Genomic DNA, 23,792 nt, shown 5'->3' with positions numbered 1-23,792 from the left:
GCGTACATCGGCTGAGCGCGACGGGGCTCTCGTCCGTATCAGCCTGCGCCACGTCGTGCGACCCGCGCGTGCGGACGATGTAGCGGCACGTCAGGATGGTCGCGGCAGATGCCCGAGGGCACCGCCCACCGGCAGCACCGTTACCGAGGTCTTTAGGAGCGAACCGAATGAGCAGTACAGCGCAGATCGGCGTCACGGGTCTCGCGGTCATGGGCCGCAACCTCGCCCGCAACTTCGCCCGCAACGGCTACACGGTCGCGGTGCACAACCGGACGCCCGCGCGCATGCACGCCCTGGTGGACGAGTTCGGCGGCGAGGGGGAGTTCGTCGCGTGCGAGAGCGCGAAGGACTTCGTGGCCGCGCTGGAGCGGCCGCGGCGCCTGGTCGTGATGGTGAAGGCCGGTGAGCCGACGGACGCGGTGATCCAGGAGTTCGCGCCGCTGCTGGAGCCCGGCGACATGATCATCGACGGTGGCAACGCGCACTTCGCTGACACCCGGCGCCGCGAGCGCGACCTGCGCGAGCAGGGCATCCACTTCGTCGGCATGGGCGTCTCCGGCGGCGAGGAGGGCGCTCTGAACGGCCCGAGCATCATGCCGGGCGGCCCGAAGGAGTCCTACGACTCGCTCGGCCCGATGCTGGAGAAGATCTCGGCGAAGGCCGCCGACAACTCGCCGTGCGTCTCCCACGTCGGTCCGGACGGTGCCGGGCACTTCGTGAAGATGGTGCACAACGGCATCGAGTACGCGGACATGCAGCTGATCGGCGAGGCGTACCAGCTGCTGCGGGACGTCGCCGGGTACTCCCCCGCCGAGATCGCGGAGATCTTCCGCACCTGGAACCGGGGCCGACTCGACTCGTACCTGATCGAGATCACGGCCGAGGTGCTGTCGCACGTGGACGCGGAGACGGGCAAGCCGTTCGTCGACGTGGTGGTCGACCAGGCCGAGCAGAAGGGCACCGGCCGCTGGACCGTACAGATCGCGCTGGACCTGGGCGTGCCGGTGTCCGGCATCGCCGAGGCGGTGTTCGCGCGCTCCCTGTCGGGCCACGCGGCCCTGCGGGACGCCTCGCGCGGCCTGGCCGGCCCGAAGGCGCAGCCGCTGAGCGAGGCGGAGGCCCGGGCGTTCGCGGACCGGGTGGAGCAGGCCCTGTACGCGTCGAAGATCGTGTCGTACACGCAGGGCTTCCACGAGATCGACGCGGCCCGCGACGAGTACGGCTGGGACATCGACCTCGGTGCGGTGTCCGCGCTGTGGCGGGGCGGCTGCATCATCCGCGCGGCGTTCCTGGACCGGATCCGCGCCGCGTACGACACGCGGCCCGACCTGCCGAGCCTGCTGTCGGACGCGACGTTCGCGCAGGAGATCGCGGACGCCCAGGACGACTGGCGCGAGGTGCTGGTCGCCGCGACCCGCCAGGGTGTGCCGACGCCCGGCTTCGCCGCGGCCCTCGCCTACTACGACGCCCTGCGCGCGGAGCGGCTGCCGGCGGCGCTGACGCAGGGGCAGCGGGACTACTTCGGTGCGCACACGTACCGCAGGGTGGACCGTGAGGGGTCGTTCCACACGCTGTGGGGCGGGGACCGGTCGGAGACCCCCGCGTAAGGGCTGCCGCCTGGGGACGTGAGCGGGGCGGTGGACGGCATGGGATGCCGTCCACCGCCCCATTTGCTTGCCGGGGTCAGGACAAAGGCGGACCCGGTTCCGGGTTCGGTACGGGCTCGGGCCCTGGAGGGATCGGGGACGGGTCGGGGCCCGGCACGGGTCCGGGAGCCGGGGGCGCCGGTGGAGTGGGCGCCGGTGGGGGCGGGGTCGGCTCCGGGCCCGGCGGGGGGTCTGGGTCCGGCACCGGGTGCGGCTCCGGGCGCTGGGGATCCGGGCCCGGTGTCGGCGCCGGCGGCACGGGGTCGGGAATCGGGTTCGTCATCAGGTCCTCCAGCCAGTGGGGACGACTCCGGCTCTGGACTACTCCCCCGCCTACCCGGCCGCCGCCTCGGCAGTCACTCCCCGGCGGGACCGGGAGGGACCAGGTGGGGGTAGGGGGCTGGGTGTCCGGGTGGTGCGCGTGACGGAGGTGACCCGGTTCGGAAGCGGCCGGGGGTGGGCTGTTCGGAAACGGCCAGGGCGGGCCGTACGCAAGCAGCCAGGTTGGACCGTTCGCAAGCGGCGGGATCGGCCGTTCAGAAGCTGCCGGGGTGGGCCCTCAGCCAGTCCTTCGCCGCCGCCACCAGGTCCTGGCGGTCCTGGCGGGCCGGCGAGGCCTCGTCGGGGTGGCGTTCGATCCACCGGGTGACGTAGGGACAGAGCGAGACGACCGCGCTGTGCTCGCGGCGGGCGAGGGCGAAGAGCTCGCGCGCGAGCGAACCGGCGATGCCCTTGCCCTCGTGGGCAGGCTCGACGATCGTGTGGACGGGAACGAGCGCCCGCTCGGGGCTTTCGAGCACGAAGTACTCGATGCGGCCGACGACTTCGCCGTCGGCCACGGCCTCCAGCCGGCCTGCCGCCCGGTCGTCACGGATCTCCGGGTCGCTCATCGACACGCTCCTCCTCTGTTCGCGCCCGCTGTTCGCGGTCAGGCGCCGGCGGCCTGCGGGCTGCGCTGCTGGTCCGAGCCGGGCACCGGCTCGGACGGGTCCGCGCCCAGGGCCACGATCCGGTTGTCGCGGTCCACGTGCACGACCCGGGGAGTGAGTGCCCGCGCCTCGGCGTCCGTCACCTGGGCGTAGCTGATGATGATCACCAGATCGCCGGGGTGGACGAGATGGGCGGCGGCCCCGTTGATCCCGATCACGCCGGATCCGCGTTCGCCCTCGATGACGTACGTCTCCAGCCGGGCGCCGTTGGTGATGTCCACGATGTGCACGAGCTCGCCGGGCAGCAGATCGGCGGCGTCGAGCAGGTCGGCGTCGATGGTCACGGATCCCACGTAGTGCAGGTCGGCCTGGGTGACGGTGGCTCGATGGATCTTGGACTTGAACATGGTGCGCAGCATTTTCAACTCCTGTAAGGCGGCTCCCTGCCTGCTTTGTGCAGGTCAAGGGCGGTCTTCACTGTACATGGGCACGCGTCGGAGTCGATGATTGTGAGGAACATCGCTTCGCGCTGACGAGAAGGCTCCCCCACCTGCGCTTCCACATGAACCGGGTTGTTGTACCGCCGCCGACCAGCCATCTGTTCGAACACCGGTCTCGGAATGCGCGAGGACCGATGCTGATGCGGTGGGTGTGCGGCACGACGCCGCGCTGGTCAGCGCGGCGTTGCAGATGGCGATCGCGGCCCGGGGCGGCCAGGTCGACGGCGTCATCTGCCCCACGGACAACGAGTATGTGAAGTACCGGATGTCCCAGGCCTCTTGACCCGCACAGCGATGGACGCGCCAGGATGCCGTGCCGGGATGCTTTCGCGGCCTCCTGATCCGCACTCCGACCGACGGCGCTGTCCTTCCTCAGACTTGTCGGGCCCGGGAGCATCCCGGCGAGGCGCCCGCCTCCCGACAGCGAGCAGCGCGGACCACACGGGCGAGTTGACTGGACAGACCCCGCCGGGGGGCTCGCGGCGCCCCGGCGAAGTCAGCACGGACGCGTTGCCTCGCCCTCAGGTCGCGGGGGTGGAGCCTGGAACGACAACCTGCGGATCCGCGAGGCGGAGTGGGGGCGCTGCCGGGAACGGGACTGCCTGCCAGGCAGGCAGTCCCCTCTCAGTCTCGTACCGGAACGGCCATTTCCCCGAGCAGTGACCAACCCTCCTGCGGAACGGTGACGTTGACGATCTCCGGGGTCCGTATGAGGTGGGGCGGCAGGGTGCTCCGTGCCTTGGTGAAGTGGTCAGAGGTGACGTGGGCCAGGCCGGCCTCGTCGTCCCGGAAGGCTTCGACCAGCACGTAGACCGTGGAGTCCTCGGTACTGCGGGACCAGTCGAACCACAGGCATCCGGGCTCGCCGCGGGTGGCACGGGTGAACTCGCGGGTGATGTCCGGCCAGGTGTCGGCGGATTCGGGCAGAACGTGGAACTTGGCGGTGATGAAGATCAAGGCGCGTCTCCCTGAGGGCCTATCAGTCGGCGATCCGTTCAGGGCACGAGAATTGCCCGTCCCCGTACCCGTCCGGCGTCGAGGTCGTCCAGGGCGTCCTGAAAGCGGTCAAGGGGGTATGGGGTGGTGTGCAGCCGTACCTTGCCCCGGGCTGCGAGCACCATCAGTTCGCACAGGTCGTTGTAAGACCCGACGAGGTTTCCGATGAAGTTGATTTCGGCGGAGATGATGTCGATGGTGGGTACGTCGATGTTCTCGCCGTAGCCGACCACGTGGTAGTCGCCCGCCCGCCGCAGCATGCGCACGCCGTCGCGCGTGGCGCCGCCCTCGCCGACGAAGTCGATCACGGCTTCGGCTCCGCGCCCGCCGGTGAGGGCGAGGACCTCCTCGACCTGATCGCCGCGGCTCATGACGCCGTGGTCCGCTCCGATCGAGAGGGCCAGCTTCAACGCGTCGGGATTGCGGTCGACGACTACGATCTCGGCGGCGGTGAGTGCCTTGAGGACCTGCACGCCGATGTGTCCGAGTCCGCCCGCGCCGATGACCACGCACCGGTCGCCCGGGCGGAGACGGCGGGCCGCCTTGGCCACGGCGTGGTAGGCGGTGAGACCGGCGTCGGCCAGCGCCGCGACGTCAGCGGGTTCCAGGGAGTCGTCGATACGGACGACGCTGCGGGCGGAGGTCTTGAGATACTCGGCGTAACCGCCGGCGGTGTCGATGCCAGGGAAGAGGCTCTGCTCGCAGTGCACGTCGTCGCCCGAGCGACACGCCCGGCACAGCCCGCAGGTGATCAGCGGGTGGACGATGACCTTGTCGCCCTCGGCGACGTTGGTGACGGCACTGCCCACTGCCTGCACCCAGCCGGCGTTCTCGTGCCCGATCGTGTACGGCAGCGTGACGCCCGACTTCTCGGCCCACTGGCCCTCGAGGATGTGCAGATCGGTACGGCAGACGCCGGCCCCGCCGATCTTCACGATCACGTCGTACGGGCCGGTGACCGAGGGAGCCGGTACGTCTGCCAGCTCGAGGTTGCGGTCGTATCCGACGACCTGGACTGCCTTCACGGGGTGTGCTCCTTTTCGGGGGTGATGAGAGTGCTGTCTTCCTGGCGGGGCGACTGGTCCGGGGCGGCGTCCGGGTAGCGGGTGCGCAGAAGGGCACGGCAGAAGTGCGCGTTGCCGTCGATCGACAGGCGGACCGACCGGGCGAAACGCAGCCGCAACGGGATCTCGCCCGCCGGGTAGGGCAGTCCATGGTCGTCGACCATGGCGGGGTCGGATGGTGATGTGCCGAGCCCCAGGGCCTCGCGGCGTTGCAGCAGTGCGTGTGTCGCTTCGGTGCCCGGGAGATCGCCGAGCACGATGGCGTGCAGTCCTTCCTCGGTGAGTGAGGTGTCCTGCCGCAGCAGCGCGGCGAGCGCGCGTTCCATGGCGGCGGCGTGGGCTTTGCGGCGGAAGATCAGCCGCAGTTCCTCGAGGTCCTTCTCCGCCTCGGCTCCGAAGGTCCCGCGGTAGCCGGCGTCCGCGGCCAGTCCGCGGTTGATCAGGTCCGAGTCGTGATGGTCGTCGAGCAGCACCGTGACCGCGCCGACGCCGGGGAGGGCCGTCAGGACGTCTTTCGCGTCGGACGCCATGAGGTAGGCGAAGTTCGGCGCGCAGAACGAGGTCGGCAGCCGCAGGTGCACGGTCAGCCGGTGATCGCCGTCGGCCTCGATGGACCGCACGAAACCAAGGTCCGTGATCGGTTCGTCCAGCTCAGGATCGAGGACCCCGTCGAGCGCCAGCCGGGCCCGCTCCTCCAGTGTCGCGGCACGTTTCTCGCGCGCCGGGGCATGCGCCGCCATCTCACACCCCCGCCGGCTGTGCCAGGGCGTGTTCGGCGGGGACCGGGATGTCGTACAGGGCCGCCGCGTTCAGCCCGAGGATCTTCTTCTTCTGTTCCACGGTGATCGGCGGGTACTCCCCCTGCATGTCCTCGGGGATCTGGAAGTCGACGAACCTCTCGATCAGCCAGCGGGGAGTCCACAGCGCGTAGTCGCTGGAGAACTGGATGCGGTTCTCGTCGAGCCAGAACAGGAGCTCGCCGAGGATCTGTGCGAAGTACCGGGGGCGGCGGTGGATGAAGGGCATGGCGACCGCGAGACCGGCGTGCACGTTCGGTTCCTGCGTGGCTATCCAGCAGAAGTCCTCGAGGCGGGGCAGTCCGCAGTGCTCGACGACGAAGTTCAGCTCCGGGAAGTCGCTCGCGGCCTTGTCGACATCCGCGACGTCGAACGCGTCCCTGTCGAGCGGCCGGATCGTCGGACCCTTGTGGATGTGGATGTTCTTGATGCCCAGTTCCTGGGCTGCCTCCAGGTACCGGTACGACCACGGGTCGTCGAGCTTGTAGCCGCGTGAGTCGCCGTGCCATTCCGCGGTGTACAGCTTGGCGCCCTTGAGTCCGAACCGTGCCGCGTCCCGGCGGAGCTGTTCGATCCCCTTCTGCTCGAGACGTGGGTCCCAGCAGTGGTTGTAGGTCAACCGGTCGGGGTGCTGCTGCGCCAGTGCGAAGGCTTCTTCGGCCTGGCCGAAGCCGCTTTCGAAAAACGCTCCGAGATGGGCGGGCTGGAAGATCGCATGGTCGACGTGGCCGTCGTCGAAGAGGTCCTTCATCAGGCGCCGACCGCCGTAGTAGAGGAAGTCCTCGTACGGCCACAGCTCGGCTTGCGGGCTGAGGTTGCGGTGATAGTCGTAGAAGCAGTCGATGAACTGCTTGCCGTGGATGTTCAGCTGGTTCGAGGGGCGCGCGTCCCACAGTGCGACGTGCGCGTCCACGATGAAGTAGTTCTCGCCGTCCTTGGCGTACATGTCGGTCTCCGTCCCGGTGACGACCGTGTTTCGGAGAGCGACGTTAGGCCGGGTCGCGGCGAGGGGGCAGGCCCGTACCGTCTCACTTTGAGACAGTCGGCCTGGAACGCTGTCCGGCACCCGCGTCGTAGCCTGACCGCAGATCGACGCACGGGCTCAGTGTGGAGGCCGCAGTGGACCAGAACCGCAATCCGGCGCCCGTCGCCCGCCACGAGGACGGGGCGACGGCCGCACAAACAGCCCTGCTGGCGCCCCGCCTGCAGGCGTCATGGCGGCGCAGCCGACGGTACGGCCTGACTCCGGAGGACCTGCAGCCCGACTTCACGGGGACGGTGGACACCGAGTGTCTGCTCTACGAATGCGGCCACGAGGTGCTTCAGGTCCTCAAGGACACGCTGGCCAACGAACCGGTCGGCATCATGCTCACCAACAGCGACGGCTTGGTGCTGTCCCGGTTGTGCAGCGACTCCTCGGTCAGCCGGTCCCTCGACCGAGTCAACCTCGCCCCCGGCTTCTCCTTCTCCGAGAGCAACGCCGGCACCAACGGGATGGGCCTCGCCCTCGCCGACCGCGCACCCTCGTTGGTACGCGCCGAGGAGCACTACTGCACCAGCCTGCGGCAGTACACCTGCGCCGCGGTACCTGTGCTCGACCCCCTCACCGGGGAACTCGCGGGCAGCATCAACCTCACCACATGGTCGGACTCCTCATCGAAGCTGCTCCTGGCACTGGCGCAGGCGGCAGCAGGGAACACGGCCGCCCTGATGCTCGCCCGCACCACCGGCAGGAAGCCACGTCCGGCTCCTCGCGGCGAGGTGTTTCAGGTGTTCACGCACCGAACCCAGACGGGGAGCGAGCCCCTCCTCCTCGGCTCACACTGGACGGACGCGGTCGCGGAAGCCCGTACCGCCCTGGCCGAGGGCCGGCTCCTCGCTGTGGTGGGCGAGGCGGGAACGGGCAAGTCGACCCTCGCGGCCCTCGCCCGGCGCCAGGTCCGATCCCGGGAACGCATCCTGTGCGCCCGTCCGCCGCTGGCCGACGACATCACGCCGTGGATGGGGATCTGGGCTCCGGAGCTGGCCAAGGCAGACACCTGCGTCATCACCACAGGGGTCCACACCCTGCCCGCGTGGGCAGCCGAAGACCTGGCCGAGCTGCTCTCCGGCAGACCGCGCGGGAACACCGCGGACCAGCACCCGTACCTGCACCCGGCCATCATCACCGCCGAGAACTACACGCGCATCCCCCAAGCCCTGCGCACACTGGTCGGCGCCGTGGTGGAAGCCCCCACCCTGCGTTCCCGCCCCGACGACATCCTTCCCCTGGCGGACCACTTCGCCCGCGGGTTCCGGGGCCGTCCCATTACCTTCTCCCCTGCGGCCGCCAAGGCGTTGTCCAACTACCACTGGCCGGAGAACAGCAGGCAGCTCCAGCGGATCGTCCGCGACGCCGCTTCCCGCACCGACGTCGTCGACCTCCGACACCTCCCCGGCGAGGTCTTCGTCGGCACGCCCCATCGGCTGAGCCGGATACAGGCCCTGGAACGGGACGAGATCGTCAGGTGCCTCACCGAACCGGCCACCACAGTGGCGCAGGCTGCGGACGCCCTCGGCATGAGCCGGGCGACCATCTACCGCAAAATCGCCCAATACGACATCACCATTCCCGCCCGTACCCGATGAGGAGGGACAACCCGTCCCTGCAGCCGTCTCGCGTTGAGGATCGCGGCCCCTTGCAGGTCCTTGTACATGTCGACGCCGAGAACCACGTCGACACCTTGATCCGACGGTCCCGAGTCTGGAGCCACCGCTCTCAAGATCGTGCCTGACCGGCTCGGTGAGCTGCCGGAGGCTGATGCCTGCCGTCGGTGGAGGCCATGCCGGAGACGACCAGGTCGTAGCCGACCTTCTCGATCGCCTTGGCCAGGACCAGGGAGGTGCCGATGGCGTCGGTGCCGTGGATGTCGTCGTCCTCGACATGGATCGCCGTGTCCGCGCCCATGGACAGCGCCTTGCGCAGCGCGTCCTTCGCGTCCTCGGGACCCACCGTCAAAACGGTGATCTCCACGTCGTCGTCGGAGTTCTCGGAGATCTGCAGCGCCTGCTCGACCGCGTACTCGTCCAGCTCGGAGAGCAGACCGTCCACGTCGTCCCGGTCGACGGTTCCAGGTCATCGGCGAAGTGCCGGTCGCCAGTGGCATCGGGCACGTACTTCACACACACCACGATGTTCACGCCTCGAGTCCTCCTCGCTTGACCAGCTGGCTCGCGATGACGTTCCGCTGGATCTCGTTGGTGCCCTCGCCGACGATCATCAGCGGCGCGTCCCTGAAGTAGCGCTCCACGTCGAACTCGGTGGAATAGCCGTAACCGCCATGGATGCGGACGGCGTTGAGAGCGATCTGCATGGCCGTCTCGGACGCGAACAGCTTGGCCATGCCCGCTTCCATGTCCACGCGCCGGCCGGCGTCGGCCTCACGGGCCGCGTAGAGCGTGAGCTGGCGGGCCGCCGTGAGGGAGGTCGCCATGTCAGCCAGGTAGTTGCCGACGGACTGGTGCTTCCAGATCGGCTTGCCGAACGACTCGCGTTCCTGCGCGTAGGCCAGCGCGTCCTCCAGTGCGGCCCGGCCGACCCCCAGTGCGCGGGCGGCAACCTGGAGACGGCCGGTCTCCAGGCCCTTCATCATCTGGGCGAACCCCTTGCCCTCCACACCCCCCAGTACGGCGTCCCTCGGGGCACGGTAGTCGTCGAAGGACAGCTCGCAGCTCTCAACTCCCTTGTATCCGAGCTTCGGCAGGTCGCGGGAGATCGTCAGTCCGGGACCGTGCTCGACGAGGATGATGGAGATGCCCTGGTGGGCGGGGGAGGCATCGGGGTCGGTCTTGCACAGGAGGGCGATCAGCTGGGAGCGCCGGGAGTTGGTGATCCAGGTCTTCGCGCCGTTCACGAGGTAGCCCTCGTCGTCACGGCGGGCGACCGTGCGCATGGCCTGGAGGTCGGAGCCGCCACCGGGTTCGGTGAGTGCCATGGTGGCGCGGACCTCGCCCGTGGCCATCCTCGGCAGATAGCGTCGCTTCTGCTCCTCGGTACCGAAGAGCAGAAGCAGCTTGGCGACGACGGTGTGGCCGCCCATGGCGCCGGCCAGGCTCATCCAGCCCCGGGCCAGCTCCTCGGTGATGAGCACGTAGCAGGGGGTGGAGACGGGAGTACCGCCGTACTCCTCGGGCACCGCGAGGCCGAAGATGCCGAGTTCCTTCATCTGCTCGATGAGTGTCTCGGGGTAGGTATTGGTGTGGTCGAGTTCCCGCGCGACGGGCTTGACGTGCTTGTCGACGAAGTCGTGCACCGTCCGGACGATGAACTGCTCGTCCTCGGACAGGATGTCGAGAGTGCTCATGGGGCCTCCTTGCTGTGGTTCACGCCGGTGTTCGCTCCGAGCGTCAGACGGCGCCGGCGGTTCGCATCGCGTCGATCCGGGTGGTGTCGTATCCGAGCTGGATGAGGATCTGCTCGGTGTGCTCGCCGAGGGCAGGGACGGCATCCATGCGCGGAGTGGTGCCGGTCAGGTCCACCGGCGGCAGTAGGGCCGCGACGGTCTCACCGCCCGGGATCCGAACCTGGCGCCAGCGGTCCCGACCGGCGAGTACGGGATGGTCGAGGAACTGTTTGACGTCGTTGACCGGCGCGTTGGCGATGCCGATCGTGTCCAGCAGCTTCATCACGTCCTCGCCGTCCGAGGCGGCGACACGCTCCGCCAGAATGGCGTTCAGTTCCCGGCGATGGCTGACGCGTGCGGACCCGGTGGCGAAGCGCGGGTCGTCGATCAGCCCGGGGGTATCCAGGAAGTGCTCGCACAGGGCAGCCCATTCGCGTTCGTTCTGCACGGAGAGAAGGACGTCCGTGCCGTCGGCGGCGGTGTAGGTGCCGTAGGGGGCGATGGTGGCGTGCTGGGTCCCGGCCCTCGGGGGCTGAGCGCCGTTGTACGCCGTGTAGTAGGCGGGCTGGCCCATCCACTCCGCCAGCGCCTCGAACAGCGAGACCTCGACGGCCCGGACGGAGCCCTGTGTGGCCCGCGTGAGCAGGGCGGTGAGGATGCCGCTGTACGCGTACATGCCGGCGGCGATGTCGGCGATCGACACACCCACACGGGCTGCTTCCTCAGCGCTTCCGGTGAGGGAGACAAGGCCGGTCTGGCACTGGACGAGCAGGTCGTACGCCTTGCGGTCGGCCCAGGGGCCGCTCGTGCCGTATCCGGAGATCGAGCACGGGATCAGCGAGGGGAACCGCCGCGCCAGGTCGTGTGCACCCAGGCCCATGCGGGCCGCGGCACCGGGGGCGAGATTCTGGACGAACACGTCCGCCTGCGCCAGAAGTCGTTCCAGGACTTCGCGTCCCTCTTCGGACTTCAGGTCGAGCGTCACCGACTCCTTCGAGCGGTTGAGCCACACGAAGTAGCTGGACTCGCCGTGCACCGTCGTGTCGTAGCGGCGGGCGAAGTCGCCCCCACCCGGCCGCTCCACCTTGATCACCCGTGCGCCGAGATCGGCGAGCTGACGGGTGGCGAAGGGTGCGGCCACCGCCTGCTCGATACTCACGACGGTGACGCCGGACAAGGGGAGACCACCGGCGGGCGGCGCTGAATTGTCGGCCATGTGTCGACCTCCGGAAGGTGTCGTTGACCCGGACTGGCGTACCATCATGAACATTCATTCCCGGCTAAGTGAAATAGCGATTTTTGATGACGCCATACGCGCTGCGGATGCGTTGAGGAGGGTGATGCCGGATGGACGTCAAGCAGCTGAAGGCGCTGGTCACGGTGGCCGAGGTGGGCAGCGTCACGCGCGCGGCCGAGCTGCTGCACCTGGTGCAGCCCGCGGTCACCAGGCAGATCCGCACCCTTGAGGAGGAACTCGGCGTCCCCCTCTTCCAGCGCACCAGGCAGGGCATGCGCCCCACCGACGCCGGCCAGATCATGGTCGACCGGGCTCGCAGGGCCCTGAGCGAACTGGAGCGGGCGCGAGCCGAGGTTCAGCCCCGCTCCGGGCAAGTGACCGGCATCGTCACCGTCGGCCTGCTGGAGAGTACGAGCGATCTTCTCGCCGAGCAGCTGGTCGCGACTGTCGGCAGAGCGCATCCCGGGGTGGATCTGCGTCTGATGACCGGCTACTCCGGTCATCTTCAGCAATGGCTCGACGAGGGCGACCTCGACCTCACGCTGCTCTACAACCTGGACAACACCCCGTCGCTCAACGCCCGGCCCTTGGTACGGGAGCGCCTGTGGGCGGTCGCGCCCGCATCGGCCGGTCTGCGCGCCGACAAGCCGGTGGCGTTCGCGGAGGTAGCGGCGCACCCCCTGGTCATGCCGGCCTCGGGCCATGCCTTGCGCACGCTGATCGACGCGGCGGCGGCCCGGTCGGACAGCACCATGGGGGTCACTGTGCAGACCAACTCGATGCGTGTACAGAAACAGCTGGTCCTGGCGGGACACGGCTGGACGATCCTGCCCGGCGTCGGCATCGCCGAGGACGTGGCGAACGGCAGCCTCAGCGCCGCACCCCTGTGTGAGCCCGACGTCTGGCGGTCGATCGTCCTGGGGACCGCCCGGTACGGACGCGTGCCCCCGGCCGTCGCGGTCGTCGCCCGGGCGTTGGTCGGCCGGATCACGACGGCCGTCTCGCAGGAGCAATGGCCTTCCGCCGAATTGCAGACATCCGAAGACGCCGCGGCGGACGGGTGACGGCGCCCCGTCACCCGAGGATGCCCGATTCCACTCCCGCCGCGGCGGGCCGACCGAGCCCTTACCTGTTCCGGGTGATGGCTCCGGCCGCGTCCTGCTCTCGCCCCCTCCATGCGATGCGGACATGGTCCCATCACGCATTTCTATTGTTCAGCTGGCTGCATCACTGCTCATGATGTGGGGCACGTGAGCCACCGAGTGGACGGAGGTCGCCACGGATGAGCCGAACCTTCCGATGGACGAGAACACCCAGGTCGGGCCCGTCATGACACCCGCCCAGCACGCCGAGGTGCTCGACTGCCTCGGCATCGCCCAGGAGGAGGTCTTCGACTCCGTCTCGCGGTCATCCCCTTCACCGACGAGGACGAAGCCGTCGCCAACAGCCATCTGGCGCCCCTTCGGTGGTGTTGAGGACACCCCGTCCGAGCCGCGTTCCCTCTCCCCGGGCGACAAGAGCAACGGAGCTTCGCATGTCGCAGAGCCGCACCCCCGCACCACCCACGCACGACCGCAAACGCGTCACCACGAACGTCATGCGTGGCTGTCTGGGCAACCTGGTCGAGTGGTACGACTGGTTCGCCTACGCAACCTTCAGCATCTACTTCGCGTCCGTCTTCTTCCCCGAAGGGAACCAGACAGCCCAACTGCTCTCCACGGCAGTCGTATTCGCCGTTGGCTTCCTGATGCGTCCCCTCGGCGGCTGGCTGCTCGGCGCCTACGCCGACCGCTTCGGCAGGCGGCGGGCGCTGACCCTGTCGGTCACCCTGATGAGCGCCGGGTCACTGACCATCGCCCTCGCGCCCGGACATGACGCCATCGGCTTCTGGGCCCCTGCCCTCCTGGTCCTGGCCCGGCTGGCCCAGGGCCTGTCCGTCGGCGGCGAGTTCGGGTCGAGCGCCTCCTACCTCTCCGAAGTCGCTCCCCCGGGACGGCGCGGCTTCTACTCCAGCTTCCAGTACGTGTCGATCGTCATGGGCCAGCTCGCCGCTCTGGCCGTGGCGATCGGACTGCAGAACGTGCTCAGCGAGGACCAGCTGCACAGCTGGGGCTGGCGCATCCCGTTCGTGATCGGTGCCGCGGCCGGCCTGATCGTGATGTATCTGCGCCGCACCATGGAGGAGTCGGAGCACTTCGAGCGGGAACAGGCCCGCAAGGCTGTCCAGGGCCCCGATGCCCGTGAACGCAAGGGCCTGATCGCGCTGTTCACCGAATACCCGCGCCAGCTTCTGGCGGTGTTCGGCCTCGCTATCGGCGGCACGGTCGCCTTCTACACCTACACCACGTACTTGCAGAAGTACCTGGTGAACACGGCCGGCATACCGAAGTCCACGGTCACCGTGATCGGCTTCGCCGCACTGTTCGTCTACATGCTGCTGCAGCCTGCCGTCGGCGCCCTGTCCGACCGCGTCGGCCGCCGCCCCATCATGTTCGCCTTCTCCGGCGGCTGCATGGTGCTGACCGTGCCGCTGATGACGCTTCTCGGCCGGACCGGCAGCCCCTGGGTGGCCTTCCTGCTCATGACCCTCGCGCTGGCCTTCGTCACCGGCTACTCCGCGCTGGCCGCCATCATCAAGGCCGAGATGTTCCCCACCAAGGTTCGAGCCCTCGGCGTGGGCCTGCCGCACGCACTGGTCACCGCCACGTTCGGCGGCCTCACCGAGCCCGTCGCACTCGCCCTGAAGAACGCCGGGCACGAGAACCTCTTCTTCTGGTACGTCACCGGGTGCGTCGGCCTCACGTTCCTGGCCACCCTGCTGGTCAGGGAACCTTCCCGGGCCTCTCACCTCGATGCGACTCAGTCCTCCGCCGCGGCCCCGCGGCCGTCGAAGACCGCACCGCTCTCCTGAAACACGAGGTCGCCTCCACCATGCCTTCAGCCGCCCCGCTCAGCTCCTACGTGGAGACGTGGAACCCCGGCCCCGTCACCGCGCACGACCCCATGGACCCGGCCCCCATCACCGCCGTGTCCGCGCTCCTGGACCTGCCCGGTCCGGCCGCACGGCCCGGCGATCCGCTGCCCCCGCTGTGGCAGTGGTTTCACTTCCTGCACTGGCCCGCCCAGCGCGAACTCGGCTCCGACGGTCACCTGCGCGACGCCCGGTTCCTTCCGCCCGTTCCCGACCGACAGCGCATGTTCGCCGGCGGACGCTGCGACATCATCGAACCGCTGCGCCTCGGTGAACCGGCCGAGCGCGTCAGCAGTCTCGCCGCCGTCACTCCCAAGCAGGGCCGCACCGGCGAACTGCTCTTCGTGACCGAACGCCAGGAGTTCCGCCAGTCGGGCCGCCTGTGCATGGTGGAAGAACAGGACATCGTCTACCGCTCCGGGCGCAGCGGCGCCGGAGAGCACCCGTCCGCCATCGACGAGCGCTCGGTCCCCGTTGCCGAGAACCCCTGGCACCTGCGCCTTCAGCCTGATCCGATGCTGCTCTTCCGCCTCAGCGCCCTGACCGCCAATGCCCACCGGATCCACTACGACGCCCCCTACTGCCGGGACACGGAGGGCTACCCCGGCCTCGTCGTGCACGGCCCGCTGCTCGCCCTGCTCATGCTCGACGTGGTCCGCCGCAACGCACCCGGACGACAAGTGCGCTCGCTCTCGTTCCGACTGCGCCGGCCGGTGTTCGCCGGTGAGCACCTCGTCGCCGAGGGCACTGAGTCCGGCGGCACGGTCCGGCTCCAGGCCGCCACCCACCGGGACCCGCGGCATGCCACCGCCGAGGTGACGTTCGCATGAGCATGCCCGAGAAGTCCCGGCTCGTCGCCGCCGCCCGCACGCTGCTCTTCGTTCCGGGCGACCGCCCCGACCGCTTCGACAAGGCCGTCCATTCCGGCACCGACCTCGTCATCGTCGACCTGGAAGACGCCGTCGCCGCCGACCAGAAGGAGCAGGCCCGGCAGGCTGCCGCCGACTGGCCTGGCCTGGACGATCGGACTGTCGTACGCCTCAACGCGCCGGGTACCCCCTGGTTCGAGGCGGACCTCGCCATGGCCGCCGAGCGCGGCTGCACGGTGATGGTGCCGAAGGCCGAGGACCCCGCCGTGCTCGGCGAGATCGCCTCACGCACCGCCGGGCATTGCCCTCTGATTCCACTCGTCGAGACGGCACTTGGCGTCGAGCGGGCACACGATGTGGCCTCCGTTCGGGGAGTCGTGCGACTCGCCTTCGGCAACGTCGACCTGGCCGCCCAACTCGGCGTCGCCCCCGATGACAGCCTGGCCCTGACGTACGCCCGCAGCCGGGTGGTACTCGCCTCGGCGGCAGCCGGCATCCTGCCGCCGGTGGACGGCGTCACCACCGCCGTACGCGACCTGGGCGCTCTCGCCTCCGACACTGGGCACGCCCGCCGTCTGGGCTTCACTGGCAAACTGTGCATCCATCCCGCCCAGATCGGTCCGGTATCCGACGGATTCGCCCCCACCGACAGCGAAATCAGGTGGGCCAGGGCCGTCGTCGACGCCGGGGAGTCGGTCACGACCGTGGACGGCCACATGGTCGACAAGCCGGTAGTGGAGCGGGCCCGCGGCATCCTGGCCCGGGTTGCGGAGCCACACACCGCGGGCTAGACGCGCCCTCGGGCACCGATCCGTTTCGGAATGTCCAGGGACTGATGCTGATCAGTTGCTTAGTTGCTATTTGGGCAGGTGCAGTGTCCGCCCGGAGCCGATGCCCTTGTCGGGCCACCGTGTGTGGCGTCCGTCGAGTGCCCCGTGTCCGGCGAAGGCGGTTTCCAGCACTTCGCGCAGAGCGAGTCGTTGACCCTCCCGGTAGACGTGCGTGTAGGCCGTCTCCCCGAGCATCTGACGTACCTGTTCCACGGCTCGCCGACGGTGGGCGGCCATATGAGCGAATCCGAAATGCCGGGGAACGCCGGAGGGTTTCCACACGCGGTCCACAGCTCCGAGCACAAGTGCTGCCGAGCGGGCGTCGCCCTGCGAGGCGAGCAGCCAGGCGAGGGTGTCGCCCAGTACCGCCTCTCCCATGCGCTCCTCGATCTCCTCCACGAGCCGGAGGGCACACCGCAGAAGACCGAGGGCCTCCGGAAACTCCCCGGCCTCTCCGTGGATGATGGCGAGGATCCACAGCAGGTAGCACCGGTGCCACGTGTCACCGCGCGACGCGGAGATGGCGAGGGCTTCCTCCAGCAGGGAAAGGGCCCGCACGCGGTCTCCTTGCATCACCGCGGCGAGACCGAGTTGAGCAAGACACTGTGGCTGAGTCAGCAGCATCGTCGACCACCGCCCGGCGGTCAGTGAGGACAGGGCGTACGCGGAAGCCTGGGGGATGTCCTGTTCCATGAGGGCCGCCAGCCCTCGCAGTTGAAGGAAGGCGGCGGCAAGCTCGGCCCGCTCCCCTTCGTCCGCCGTCACGTCCGACGGGCCGGGTGAGGCGGACAGGTCTGCCAGCTGCTGATCCGCCAGGTCGATCACTCGGTCGGCGTTGTCGCGGTCGCCGTGCATCAGCAGCAGGAAGCCGGCGACCCATGCGGCGCGGCACCAGGGCAGGACCGCTCCCGGCGACTCGGACGGGCATGGGTGACGGTCGATGATCTTCTGCATCCAGTGAGCGCCTTCGCCCACCCTGCCCGACGTCAGACAGTGCAGCCAGAAGCCCTGGGCCGCACGCAGGACGGCGTCGGCGGGCTCCCCGGCCGGCGGGACCGCAGTGACGATCTGTCGCAGGTTGGGGTGCTCGGGGCGCAACCGCCGCAACCAGTTGGCCTGCTCGGCGGAACCGTAGGCGGCTCCCGCGCGCGCCGCGAGATCGAGGAAGTAGGCGCGGTGGCGGCGCACGGCATGCTGCGCGTGGTCGCTCTCCCTGAGACGCTCCAGCCCGTAGGCGCGGACCGTCTCAAGCATGTGGAGCCGGGTGTGACCGCCCACGTCCACCCTGCTGACGAGGGACTTGTCCACGAGTCCGGACAGGGTTGCGAAGGCGTCGACAGCACGGTCGCCGACCGGAGCCCGCGTTCCGTGCGTGAAGGTGGCCCCGCAGAGCTGCTCGGCATCAGTCAGCAGCACTCCCCCGGCACACAGCGACAGTTGTTGCCAGGCGGCCCGTTCGTCATCGGTGCACAGGTCCCAGCTCCAGTCGAACAGGGCACGCAGTGCGCGGTGTCGCGGATGCGCGGTGCGCTCACCGCCTCCCGGACCGAGCAGGCGAAACCGGTGCTCGATCCGCTGCGCGAGTTCCTCCAGCGTCAGCGTGCGCAGCCGGCGCGCGGCGATCTCAAGTGCCAGGGGCAGGCCGTCCAGCATGCGGCATACCTGAATGACCGCCGCCCGGTTGGCGCTGGTCACCCGGAATCCGGGACAAGCGGCCTCGGCTCGGTCTGTGAAGAGGGTGACGGCTGAGGTTTCCGGACAGATCCGCCCTGTGGCGTCCTTCCGCCTCCGGCTCTCGTCGCTCATCAGGGGAACGTCCAGGGGCATCACCCGCAGCACGTGCTCTTCGCCGATGTCGAGGGGCTGACGGCTGGTGGCGATGACGCGGAGTCGCGGCAGCAGGGCCAGCAGCGTTCGAACGGTCCGGGCACACCCGTCCAGCAGATGCTCGCAGTTGTCGAGGAGCAGGAGCACCCCGCGTCCCTGCAACGCGGTGGCAAGCTCGCGCAACGGATCCAGCTCGGCCGAGACTTGGAGACCGAATGCCGCGGTGACTGTCGCCGCCACGGAATGCCCGTGCTGGAGATCGGCCAGCTCCACGCAGTAGACGCCGTCCTCGAAGCGATGTGCCACGTCCCGGGTCAGGCGCTGGGCCAGCCGGGTCTTGCCCACACCTCCAACTCCGACGAGCGTGACGAGGCGGCCGCGTTCGATCAGCGCGCTGCCCGCGACGAGCTCGGCTGTCCGGCCGACAAAGCTGGTCGCCCGCTCCATGCTGTGCCCGACAGGAGTGCGCGGGGCGGGCACATGCGCGGCATCGTCAGCACGCGTGTCCCGCCGTCCCCGGTCACCGCGCTGTTGCGGCAGGGCGCCGGTCTCGCCCGCCTGGACGAAGCTGCTCTCGCCGATCCGACGGCGCCACCCGCGTCCTGCCGTCAACTGAAGCCTGGCTGCCAGATGGGAGATCTCGCGGCCGATGGCGGGCAACCGTTCGGCGTTGCCGGGTGCCTGCGCCTTCAGCGCTCGAGCGACGGCCGCGCTGTCCTCGACACCGGGGAGCCGGTTGTGTTTGGTGCCAGGAAGCAACTGCCCACGACCGCGGAGCCAGTACGACAGCAGGGGCCCGTCGATGGGGGCGCGCGCCGCCCACTCCGGTGTGTCCCGCTCCTGCTCCAATAACCTGACCAACGCCTTGCGCGCCGGTCGCCCCTTCGACACCGCGCCGTCCACGCACGCGGCCCATGCGTCGAGCGCCCGTACGAGACTGTGCGCGAGGCTCTCGAAGCAGTCCTCTTCCCCCGTCGTCAACTCCCGCTACCGCCTGTCCTTTGTTGCAGTGCAATGGAAAAGCAGCAGGTTACGGAGATGCACATTGCGCCGCAAATGCGGGAATTGCTTGCACTGGTGTTCTCCTGGCCCGGCTGCGGAACAGTCGTGCCAGACGGCACGGAACGTCCGGCCGGCGCCCTGCGGTAAGGGCGGACAACCGAGGAGACACATCTCCATGAACATGATGAACAGGGTGGTGGTGGTGATCGCCACCACGGCCGTGCTCGCCACCGGAGCGGTCACCGCCACTGCCCAACCGACCGCCGGTGCACGGTCGGCTCCCCACGCCGCGGCCGCGTCCCCCGTGGCGCTGGTGTTCGTGAAGAACGCGAAAGACCCGTCCAACTCGACCCTTCAGCTCTGGAACGGCAGGACCCGCGTCACCAGCTACCGCGCCGGGTCAGGTCTGGGAACTGCGGCCAACTACGGGACGTCTGCGGGCAAGCAGTACCGGAACGAGTGCATGAAGAACGTCGGCTGGCTCCCCAACGGCACGTACCGACCGTCTTCGTTCGAGACCAGCCGGAACAGCAGGATCAAGGGGTACGCCATCGGCCTGCCTGCCAAGAACTGCTACCCGCGCAAGACCCAGCGCAGCGCGCTGTTCATCCACAGCGAGATGACCAGGGACAGGAAGCAGGGGCCCCGCAACGGAGCCGACAGCCCGCAGCGCTGGGACGGGGCGTCGGACTACAAGTCCAACGGCTGCATCAAGCTCCACCCCAACCACATCGCCCAGCTGTTCAGCTACATGAACAAGCACGGGCGCGCTGCCCGGCTCACGGTGCGCTGATCCACGCGTAGCCCACGGCGCAGTTCACCGGACGCTCTGTCCCCGGAAGCCGAGGCTTCCGGGGACGGAGCGTCTTACGGCCCCCTGGTCGCGGCCGCCCAGGGCCCCTGGCTCAGCCGGGCATGGGGTGGTGCGCCTGTGCGAACTGCTCCACGACGGCGGCGCAGAAGGCGGGCAGGTCGGCCGGGCCTCGGCTGGTGATCAGCTGTCCGTCGACGACCACCTCCTGGTCGGCGACGACCTCCGCGCCGGCGTTGCGCAGGTCGGTGCGGATGCTGGGCCAGGACGTCAGACGGCGGCCGCGTACCGCGTCGGCTTCCGCCAGGGTCCACGGGCCGTGGCAGATCGATGCGACCGGTTTCCCACTGGCCATGAAGTCTTTGACGAACCGCACCGCGTCGCGGTCCATGCGCAGCTGGTCAGGGTTCATGGTGCCGCCGGGCAGGAGCAGGGCGTGGTAGTCGTCGACGGAGGCGTCGGCGACCAGACGGTCCACCGGGAAGGTTCCCGCCGGGTTGAGGTCGAACTGGCGGGCCTGGATCTCGCCGTGATGGAGCGAGAGGATCTCGGTCTTCGCCCCTGCGCCCTGCAACGCACCGCGTGGCTGGTCGAGTTCCACGCGTTCGACGCCATCGGTGGCCAGGATTCCCACCCGCGTTCCTCGGAGTTCCTGTGTCACGGTACGGCTCCCTTCACGAGTCGCTGGTTGTACGAGGCGAGCGGCAAGGACACCCGGAGGGGTCCGCATCCCCCATTTCCGACCGGGGACCGCAAGGCCCGGTCGGAAATGCCCCGAACGCGTATGGACGCGCGACGAACGCGCGTGGACGCGCGACCGCAGCCGGAGATGCCGTCCCGGATGGGCGGTGTTCTCCTCCGGATACATGACCTTGAACGTCTCGGCGAGGGCGACGCTGAGACCGCCGATGATCTCGAGTGGCGCTCTTCGGTCTCGCGGGTGGATGTCCTGTCGAGGGGAGGGTGCGGGTGTGCGGCGAGCTGTTGGCAAAGCCCCACTCGAACCTCGACACGGCGTGGTCCGCTCACCTCCGCGCCGCCATCCGCTGTCACCCGGCCGAGATTCGCAGAGCCCCTCGCTGAGCACCTCCGCATCCGAGGCCGAAAAGGAACCATTCCTCCTGCCCTGGCAGAGCAGCATGAATGGTCCGGGTGCGACCGCGCAGGCTGTTCCGCAACCGCCCATCGGACTGGAGGCGTGGCTGAACTGCACTTGTGCTCGGAGGTGTACCGAGCCCCCTGCTTTTCCTCCCGCAGGGAGCAGGCAGAGTGCGTCCCGCATCCGGAGCATGGAGAGGTCCGACGCCACTCGGCCCCTGCTGGGGCGCGCACGCACCCTGACAGGTATCAGCCCACACGCACACCGCACCCTTCGGTGGCTGTCTCAGATCCCACACCAGGGCAGTTGCAAAGCTTGAGAAAGGGAACGGCTCATGGACTACAACACCTTCCTCGACACCATCACCCAGCGCGCCTCCATCCCCCCGGAAAAGGCGGAGCCCCTCACCCGTGCCACCCTGGAAACCCTGGCCGAGCGGCTCACCAGGGGTGAGGCGGAGGACCTCGCGTCCGAACTGCCCAAGCCGATGAAGGAACCGCTGGTCTCTCCCACTCCGGAGGCCGAGTCCTTCGGACTCGACGAGTTCATCAATCGGGTGAGCCAGCGAGCAGGGGTGAGCCCGGACGAGGCCCGCGAGGGCGTACGGGCGGAGCTGAGCACCCTGAGGGACGCGGTCAGCGGTGGCGAGTTCCGCCACGTGATGTCCCAGCTGCCCCAGGATTTCGAGGCCCTCGTCGGCGCCCCGGGCTAGAGGAGCCATGGCCGACGAGGTCGGCGCCATCATCGAGGGGGAAGGGACCGGCCGTGCTCACGAGGCCTGTGGCCGGCTTGCCGTTCCTGTCGCGTGTCATGACGCGAATTCGATCGACGTCACGCGAAATCCATCGGCGTGATGCGAATTCCGTCGGCGTGACGCGAGTTCGATCGACGTGACGCGAATTCCATCGACTTTTACGACGGAGGACCCGGCATGAGTACTCAGGCGCCCCACATCAGTTTGCCCTCCCGCGTTCCGGCCGGTGCCTCGCCGAGCGGGGACGGCATCGTCGTCGGAACCGGCTCGGTACAGGTGGATGCCTTCATCGACTTTCTGTGCCCGTACTGCAAGCAGTTCGAGGAGAGGAGCGGGCCGCTCCTCGACGAGCTGGTGGCGAACGAGGCGATCAGTCTCGTCTATCACCCGATGGGCTTTCTCGACGGTCTGTCCACCACCCGGTACTCCTCCCGCGCCTCGGCGGCCTCAGGCTGCGCGTCCGATGGCGGCCACTTCACGGAGTACCTCTACGCGCTGTTCGCCAACCAGCCCCCCGAGGGCGGGCCGGGCCTGTCGGACGACGAACTGATCCAGCTCGGCCAGGCGGTGGGACTGGCGGACAGCTCGTTCGCCGGGTGCGTCCGGCAGGGCGTCTACCTGGACTGGAGCTCCTACGTGACGGCGACAGCCATCCAGCGGGGGGTGGGTGGAACGCCGACCGTGGCGGTCGAGGGCGTCGCGGTGCCGGCCAACCCCCGGACCATCCTTGCCGCGGTTCGTGCCGCCCATGCACGTGTCGACGGATGAGGCGCCCGGTCAGCCGCGACCTGCTCCACGAGTTCCTGGAACTCGCTCGGAACAGCAGGAGTAACGGTGATCGCTGGTCGAGGCGAGTTCGGGAATCGCCGGGCCGTCACGGATCTGCCCTCGGCGGGCGTCACGGGCCCTGGGACGACGCACCCCAGCACGGCGCAGCGCACTGATACGGACCCTGACACGCCCGATTCGCCGGAGGATCGCATGACACAACCGACAGTTCCCTCAGCCGACGGCCCCGTGGACGTCCAAGGCGAGGCACAGCGGCCGTTCCCCGAGCACGCGGCCATGGCCAGGGCGTATCCCGGCGGCAGGATGACCGTTGGCGCGATCACGCCCCTGGAGGGCTTCGAAGGGCCCGTGCCGTCCCTGGCCGGGCACATCGAGCGGATCCAGCAGGCCGAGCGGGCCGGCTTCGCCTCGGTGTGGGTCCGTGACGTGCCACTGCTGGACCCGAGCTTCGGGGACACCGGACAGGTCTTCGACCCGTGGGTGTACCTGGGGCTGCTCAGTGCCCGCACCACCTCGATCACCCTGGGGACCGCCAGCATCGTCATGCCGTTGCGTCATCCCTTGCACACCGCCAAGGCGGCTGCCTCGGTGGACCAGCTGTCAGGCGGACGGCTCCTGCTCGGGGCGGCCACCGGTGACCGGCCCGTGGAGTTCCCGGCCTTCGGTCAGGACCCGGGCGGCCGGGCGGAGAGGTTCCGGCAGTCGCTGGAGTACTTCCGTGTCGTCCTCGAGCACCGTTTCCCGCGCGTGGAGTCGCCGCTCGGCCGGATGCACGGCACCGATCTGCTGCCCAAGCCGGTCTACCGGCGGATCCCGGTACTGATGACGGGGCGCGGCCGGCAGGACGTCCGGTGGATCGCCGACCACACGGACGGCTGGCTGTACTACACCCCGCCTCTCGAGCAGCAGGCCGAGAACATCGAGCGGTGGCGGGAGCTGACCCGGGGCGACGGCGATGGGTTCAAGCCGTACGCGCAGGCCACGTATCTGGATCTGGCCGAGGACCCGCTGGCCCTGCCCCGGCGCATCCACCAGGGCTTCTCGGTGGGCCGGGTGTCGTTCCTGGCGATGATGCGCGCCTGGCAGGACATCGGCATCGACCAGCTGATGATCAACTTCAAGCACAGCCGCCGTCCGGTCGCCGAAGTGATCGACGAACTGGCCGAACACGTGCTGCCGCACTTCCCACCCGGGCGCTCCGGGGCGCGCGGCGAGCACCGGCCCGTGGAGCGGACCGGTCCCTGAGGAAGCACGGCCCCCGGCGCCCGCTGCGTGACGAGGCCGGGCCC

Annotated in this window: 22 protein-coding genes and 1 pseudogene; 12 read left to right on the top strand and 11 right to left on the bottom strand. The window is 69.2% G+C overall.

The features are described 5' to 3' along the window. Window positions 1-167 precede the first annotated feature (167 nt). On the top strand, window positions 168-1,607 hold the full coding sequence (gene gndA / locus IGS69_RS30920) for an NADP-dependent phosphogluconate dehydrogenase (protein WP_190903754.1): 1,440 nt from the start codon (window positions 168-170) through the stop codon (window positions 1,605-1,607). A 575-nt stretch (window positions 1,608-2,182) separates the two neighbouring features. Here gndA and IGS69_RS30915 read toward each other — a convergent pair. Both IGS69_RS30915 and panD read right to left on the bottom strand, forming a co-directional pair. Continuing rightward, window positions 2,183-2,536, bottom strand: coding sequence for a GNAT family N-acetyltransferase (locus IGS69_RS30915; RefSeq protein ID WP_190903753.1), 354 nt, complete (start codon window positions 2,534-2,536; stop codon window positions 2,183-2,185). Between the two features lie 38 nt (window positions 2,537-2,574). Continuing rightward, window positions 2,575-2,994: an aspartate 1-decarboxylase gene (gene panD, locus IGS69_RS30910; RefSeq protein WP_031107941.1), complete on the bottom strand. Its 420-nt coding sequence runs from the start codon at window positions 2,992-2,994 to the stop codon at window positions 2,575-2,577. A 226-nt stretch (window positions 2,995-3,220) separates the two neighbouring features. Here panD and IGS69_RS30905 point away from each other — a divergent pair, with 226 nt between their 5' ends. Further along, window positions 3,221-3,358, top strand: a complete 138-nt coding sequence (locus IGS69_RS30905) for a hypothetical protein (RefSeq protein WP_190903752.1) — start codon at window positions 3,221-3,223, stop codon at window positions 3,356-3,358. Between the two features lie 341 nt (window positions 3,359-3,699). Here IGS69_RS30905 and IGS69_RS30900 read toward each other — a convergent pair whose 3' ends face one another. Genes IGS69_RS30900 through IGS69_RS30885 form a run of 4 tightly spaced genes read right to left on the bottom strand, consistent with a single transcriptional unit; the run spans window position 3,700 to window position 6,878 of the window. Next, window positions 3,700-4,032: a putative quinol monooxygenase gene (locus IGS69_RS30900; RefSeq protein ID WP_190903751.1), complete on the bottom strand. Its 333-nt coding sequence runs from the start codon at window positions 4,030-4,032 to the stop codon at window positions 3,700-3,702. A gap of 38 nt (window positions 4,033-4,070) precedes the next feature. Next, the gene (locus IGS69_RS30895; protein ID WP_190903750.1) at window positions 4,071-5,096 is read right to left on the bottom strand and encodes an NAD(P)-dependent alcohol dehydrogenase; all 1,026 of its coding nucleotides are present in this window, start codon (window positions 5,094-5,096) and stop codon (window positions 4,071-4,073) included. Then, complete coding sequence (locus tag IGS69_RS30890; protein WP_190903749.1) at window positions 5,093-5,875, bottom strand: metal-sulfur cluster assembly factor; 783 nt, start codon at window positions 5,873-5,875, stop codon at window positions 5,093-5,095. The genes IGS69_RS30895 and IGS69_RS30890 overlap by 4 nt, the downstream gene beginning before the upstream one ends. A gap of 1 nt (window position 5,876) precedes the next feature. Further along, a complete protein-coding gene (locus tag IGS69_RS30885) occupies window positions 5,877-6,878 on the bottom strand; it encodes an amidohydrolase family protein (RefSeq protein WP_190903748.1) in 1,002 nt (333 codons plus the stop codon). Between the two features lie 173 nt (window positions 6,879-7,051). On the opposite strand from IGS69_RS30885, the gene IGS69_RS30880 reads away from it, so the two are divergent. Beyond that, window positions 7,052-8,560: an AAA-type ATPase lid domain-containing protein gene (locus IGS69_RS30880; protein ID WP_190903747.1), complete on the top strand. Its 1,509-nt coding sequence runs from the start codon at window positions 7,052-7,054 to the stop codon at window positions 8,558-8,560. Window positions 8,561-8,738: 178 nt separating this feature from the next. Here IGS69_RS30880 and IGS69_RS30875 read toward each other — a convergent pair. From IGS69_RS30875 to IGS69_RS30865, 3 genes and pseudogenes are all read right to left on the bottom strand, one after another. After that, window positions 8,739-9,112: pseudogene (locus IGS69_RS30875) on the bottom strand (electron transfer flavoprotein subunit beta/FixA family protein); the annotation flags it as partial. Then, window positions 9,109-10,275 (bottom strand): acyl-CoA dehydrogenase family protein, encoded by a 1,167-nt coding sequence (locus IGS69_RS30870; protein ID WP_190903746.1) that lies wholly within the window; start codon window positions 10,273-10,275, stop codon window positions 9,109-9,111. The pseudogene IGS69_RS30875 and the gene IGS69_RS30870, both read right to left, overlap by 4 nt. Window positions 10,276-10,318: 43 nt before the next feature. Continuing rightward, window positions 10,319-11,530, bottom strand: a complete 1,212-nt coding sequence (locus tag IGS69_RS30865) for a CaiB/BaiF CoA transferase family protein (RefSeq protein ID WP_190903745.1) — start codon at window positions 11,528-11,530, stop codon at window positions 10,319-10,321. Between the two features lie 131 nt (window positions 11,531-11,661). Here IGS69_RS30865 and IGS69_RS30860 point away from each other — a divergent pair, with 131 nt between their 5' ends. The 4 genes from IGS69_RS30860 (at window position 11,662) to IGS69_RS30845 (ending at window position 16,182) form a co-directional block, all read left to right on the top strand. Beyond that, window positions 11,662-12,615, top strand: a complete 954-nt coding sequence (locus IGS69_RS30860; protein WP_190903744.1) for a LysR family transcriptional regulator — start codon at window positions 11,662-11,664, stop codon at window positions 12,613-12,615. A gap of 470 nt (window positions 12,616-13,085) precedes the next feature. Then, window positions 13,086-14,462, top strand: a complete 1,377-nt coding sequence (locus IGS69_RS30855; RefSeq protein ID WP_190903743.1) for an MFS transporter — start codon at window positions 13,086-13,088, stop codon at window positions 14,460-14,462. Window positions 14,463-14,482: 20 nt separating this feature from the next. Then, a complete protein-coding gene (locus tag IGS69_RS30850) occupies window positions 14,483-15,352 on the top strand; it encodes a hypothetical protein (protein ID WP_190903742.1) in 870 nt (289 codons plus the stop codon). Next, a complete protein-coding gene (locus IGS69_RS30845; RefSeq protein WP_190903741.1) occupies window positions 15,349-16,182 on the top strand; it encodes an HpcH/HpaI aldolase/citrate lyase family protein in 834 nt (277 codons plus the stop codon). The genes IGS69_RS30850 and IGS69_RS30845 overlap by 4 nt, the downstream gene beginning before the upstream one ends. Window positions 16,183-16,248: 66 nt before the next feature. Here IGS69_RS30845 and IGS69_RS30840 read toward each other — a convergent pair whose 3' ends face one another. Continuing rightward, complete coding sequence (locus IGS69_RS30840; RefSeq protein ID WP_190903740.1) at window positions 16,249-19,029, bottom strand: ATP-binding protein; 2,781 nt, start codon at window positions 19,027-19,029, stop codon at window positions 16,249-16,251. Window positions 19,030-19,225: 196 nt separating this feature from the next. Between IGS69_RS30840 and IGS69_RS30835 the strand changes: the two genes are divergently transcribed. After that, window positions 19,226-19,843, top strand: a complete 618-nt coding sequence (locus IGS69_RS30835; protein ID WP_190903739.1) for a L,D-transpeptidase — start codon at window positions 19,226-19,228, stop codon at window positions 19,841-19,843. 112 nt (window positions 19,844-19,955) lie between these two features. On the opposite strand, the gene IGS69_RS30830 is transcribed toward IGS69_RS30835, so the two are convergent. After that, window positions 19,956-20,522, bottom strand: a complete 567-nt coding sequence (locus IGS69_RS30830) for a type 1 glutamine amidotransferase domain-containing protein (protein WP_190903738.1) — start codon at window positions 20,520-20,522, stop codon at window positions 19,956-19,958. A gap of 772 nt (window positions 20,523-21,294) precedes the next feature. On the opposite strand from IGS69_RS30830, the gene IGS69_RS30825 reads away from it, so the two are divergent. The 4 genes from IGS69_RS30825 to IGS69_RS30815 all read left to right on the top strand — a co-directional run bounded on the left by IGS69_RS30825 (window position 21,295) and on the right by IGS69_RS30815 (window position 23,748). Beyond that, window positions 21,295-21,672: a DUF2267 domain-containing protein gene (locus IGS69_RS30825; protein WP_190903737.1), complete on the top strand. Its 378-nt coding sequence runs from the start codon at window positions 21,295-21,297 to the stop codon at window positions 21,670-21,672. A gap of 7 nt (window positions 21,673-21,679) precedes the next feature. Further along, on the top strand, window positions 21,680-21,814 hold the full coding sequence (locus tag IGS69_RS35005) for a hypothetical protein (RefSeq protein WP_269783193.1): 135 nt from the start codon (window positions 21,680-21,682) through the stop codon (window positions 21,812-21,814). A 77-nt stretch (window positions 21,815-21,891) separates the two neighbouring features. Further along, on the top strand, window positions 21,892-22,482 hold the full coding sequence (locus IGS69_RS30820; RefSeq protein ID WP_190903736.1) for a DsbA family protein: 591 nt from the start codon (window positions 21,892-21,894) through the stop codon (window positions 22,480-22,482). Window positions 22,483-22,695: 213 nt separating this feature from the next. Beyond that, window positions 22,696-23,748, top strand: a complete 1,053-nt coding sequence (locus tag IGS69_RS30815; RefSeq protein ID WP_232543684.1) for an LLM class oxidoreductase — start codon at window positions 22,696-22,698, stop codon at window positions 23,746-23,748. Window positions 23,749-23,792: the final 44 nt, after the last annotated feature.

It is taken from the genome of Streptomyces tuirus (assembly GCF_014701095.1).
Classification (GTDB): Bacteria; Actinomycetota; Actinomycetes; order Streptomycetales; family Streptomycetaceae; genus Streptomyces; species Streptomyces tuirus.
This window is presented reverse-complemented; position numbering and strand designations above follow the sequence as displayed.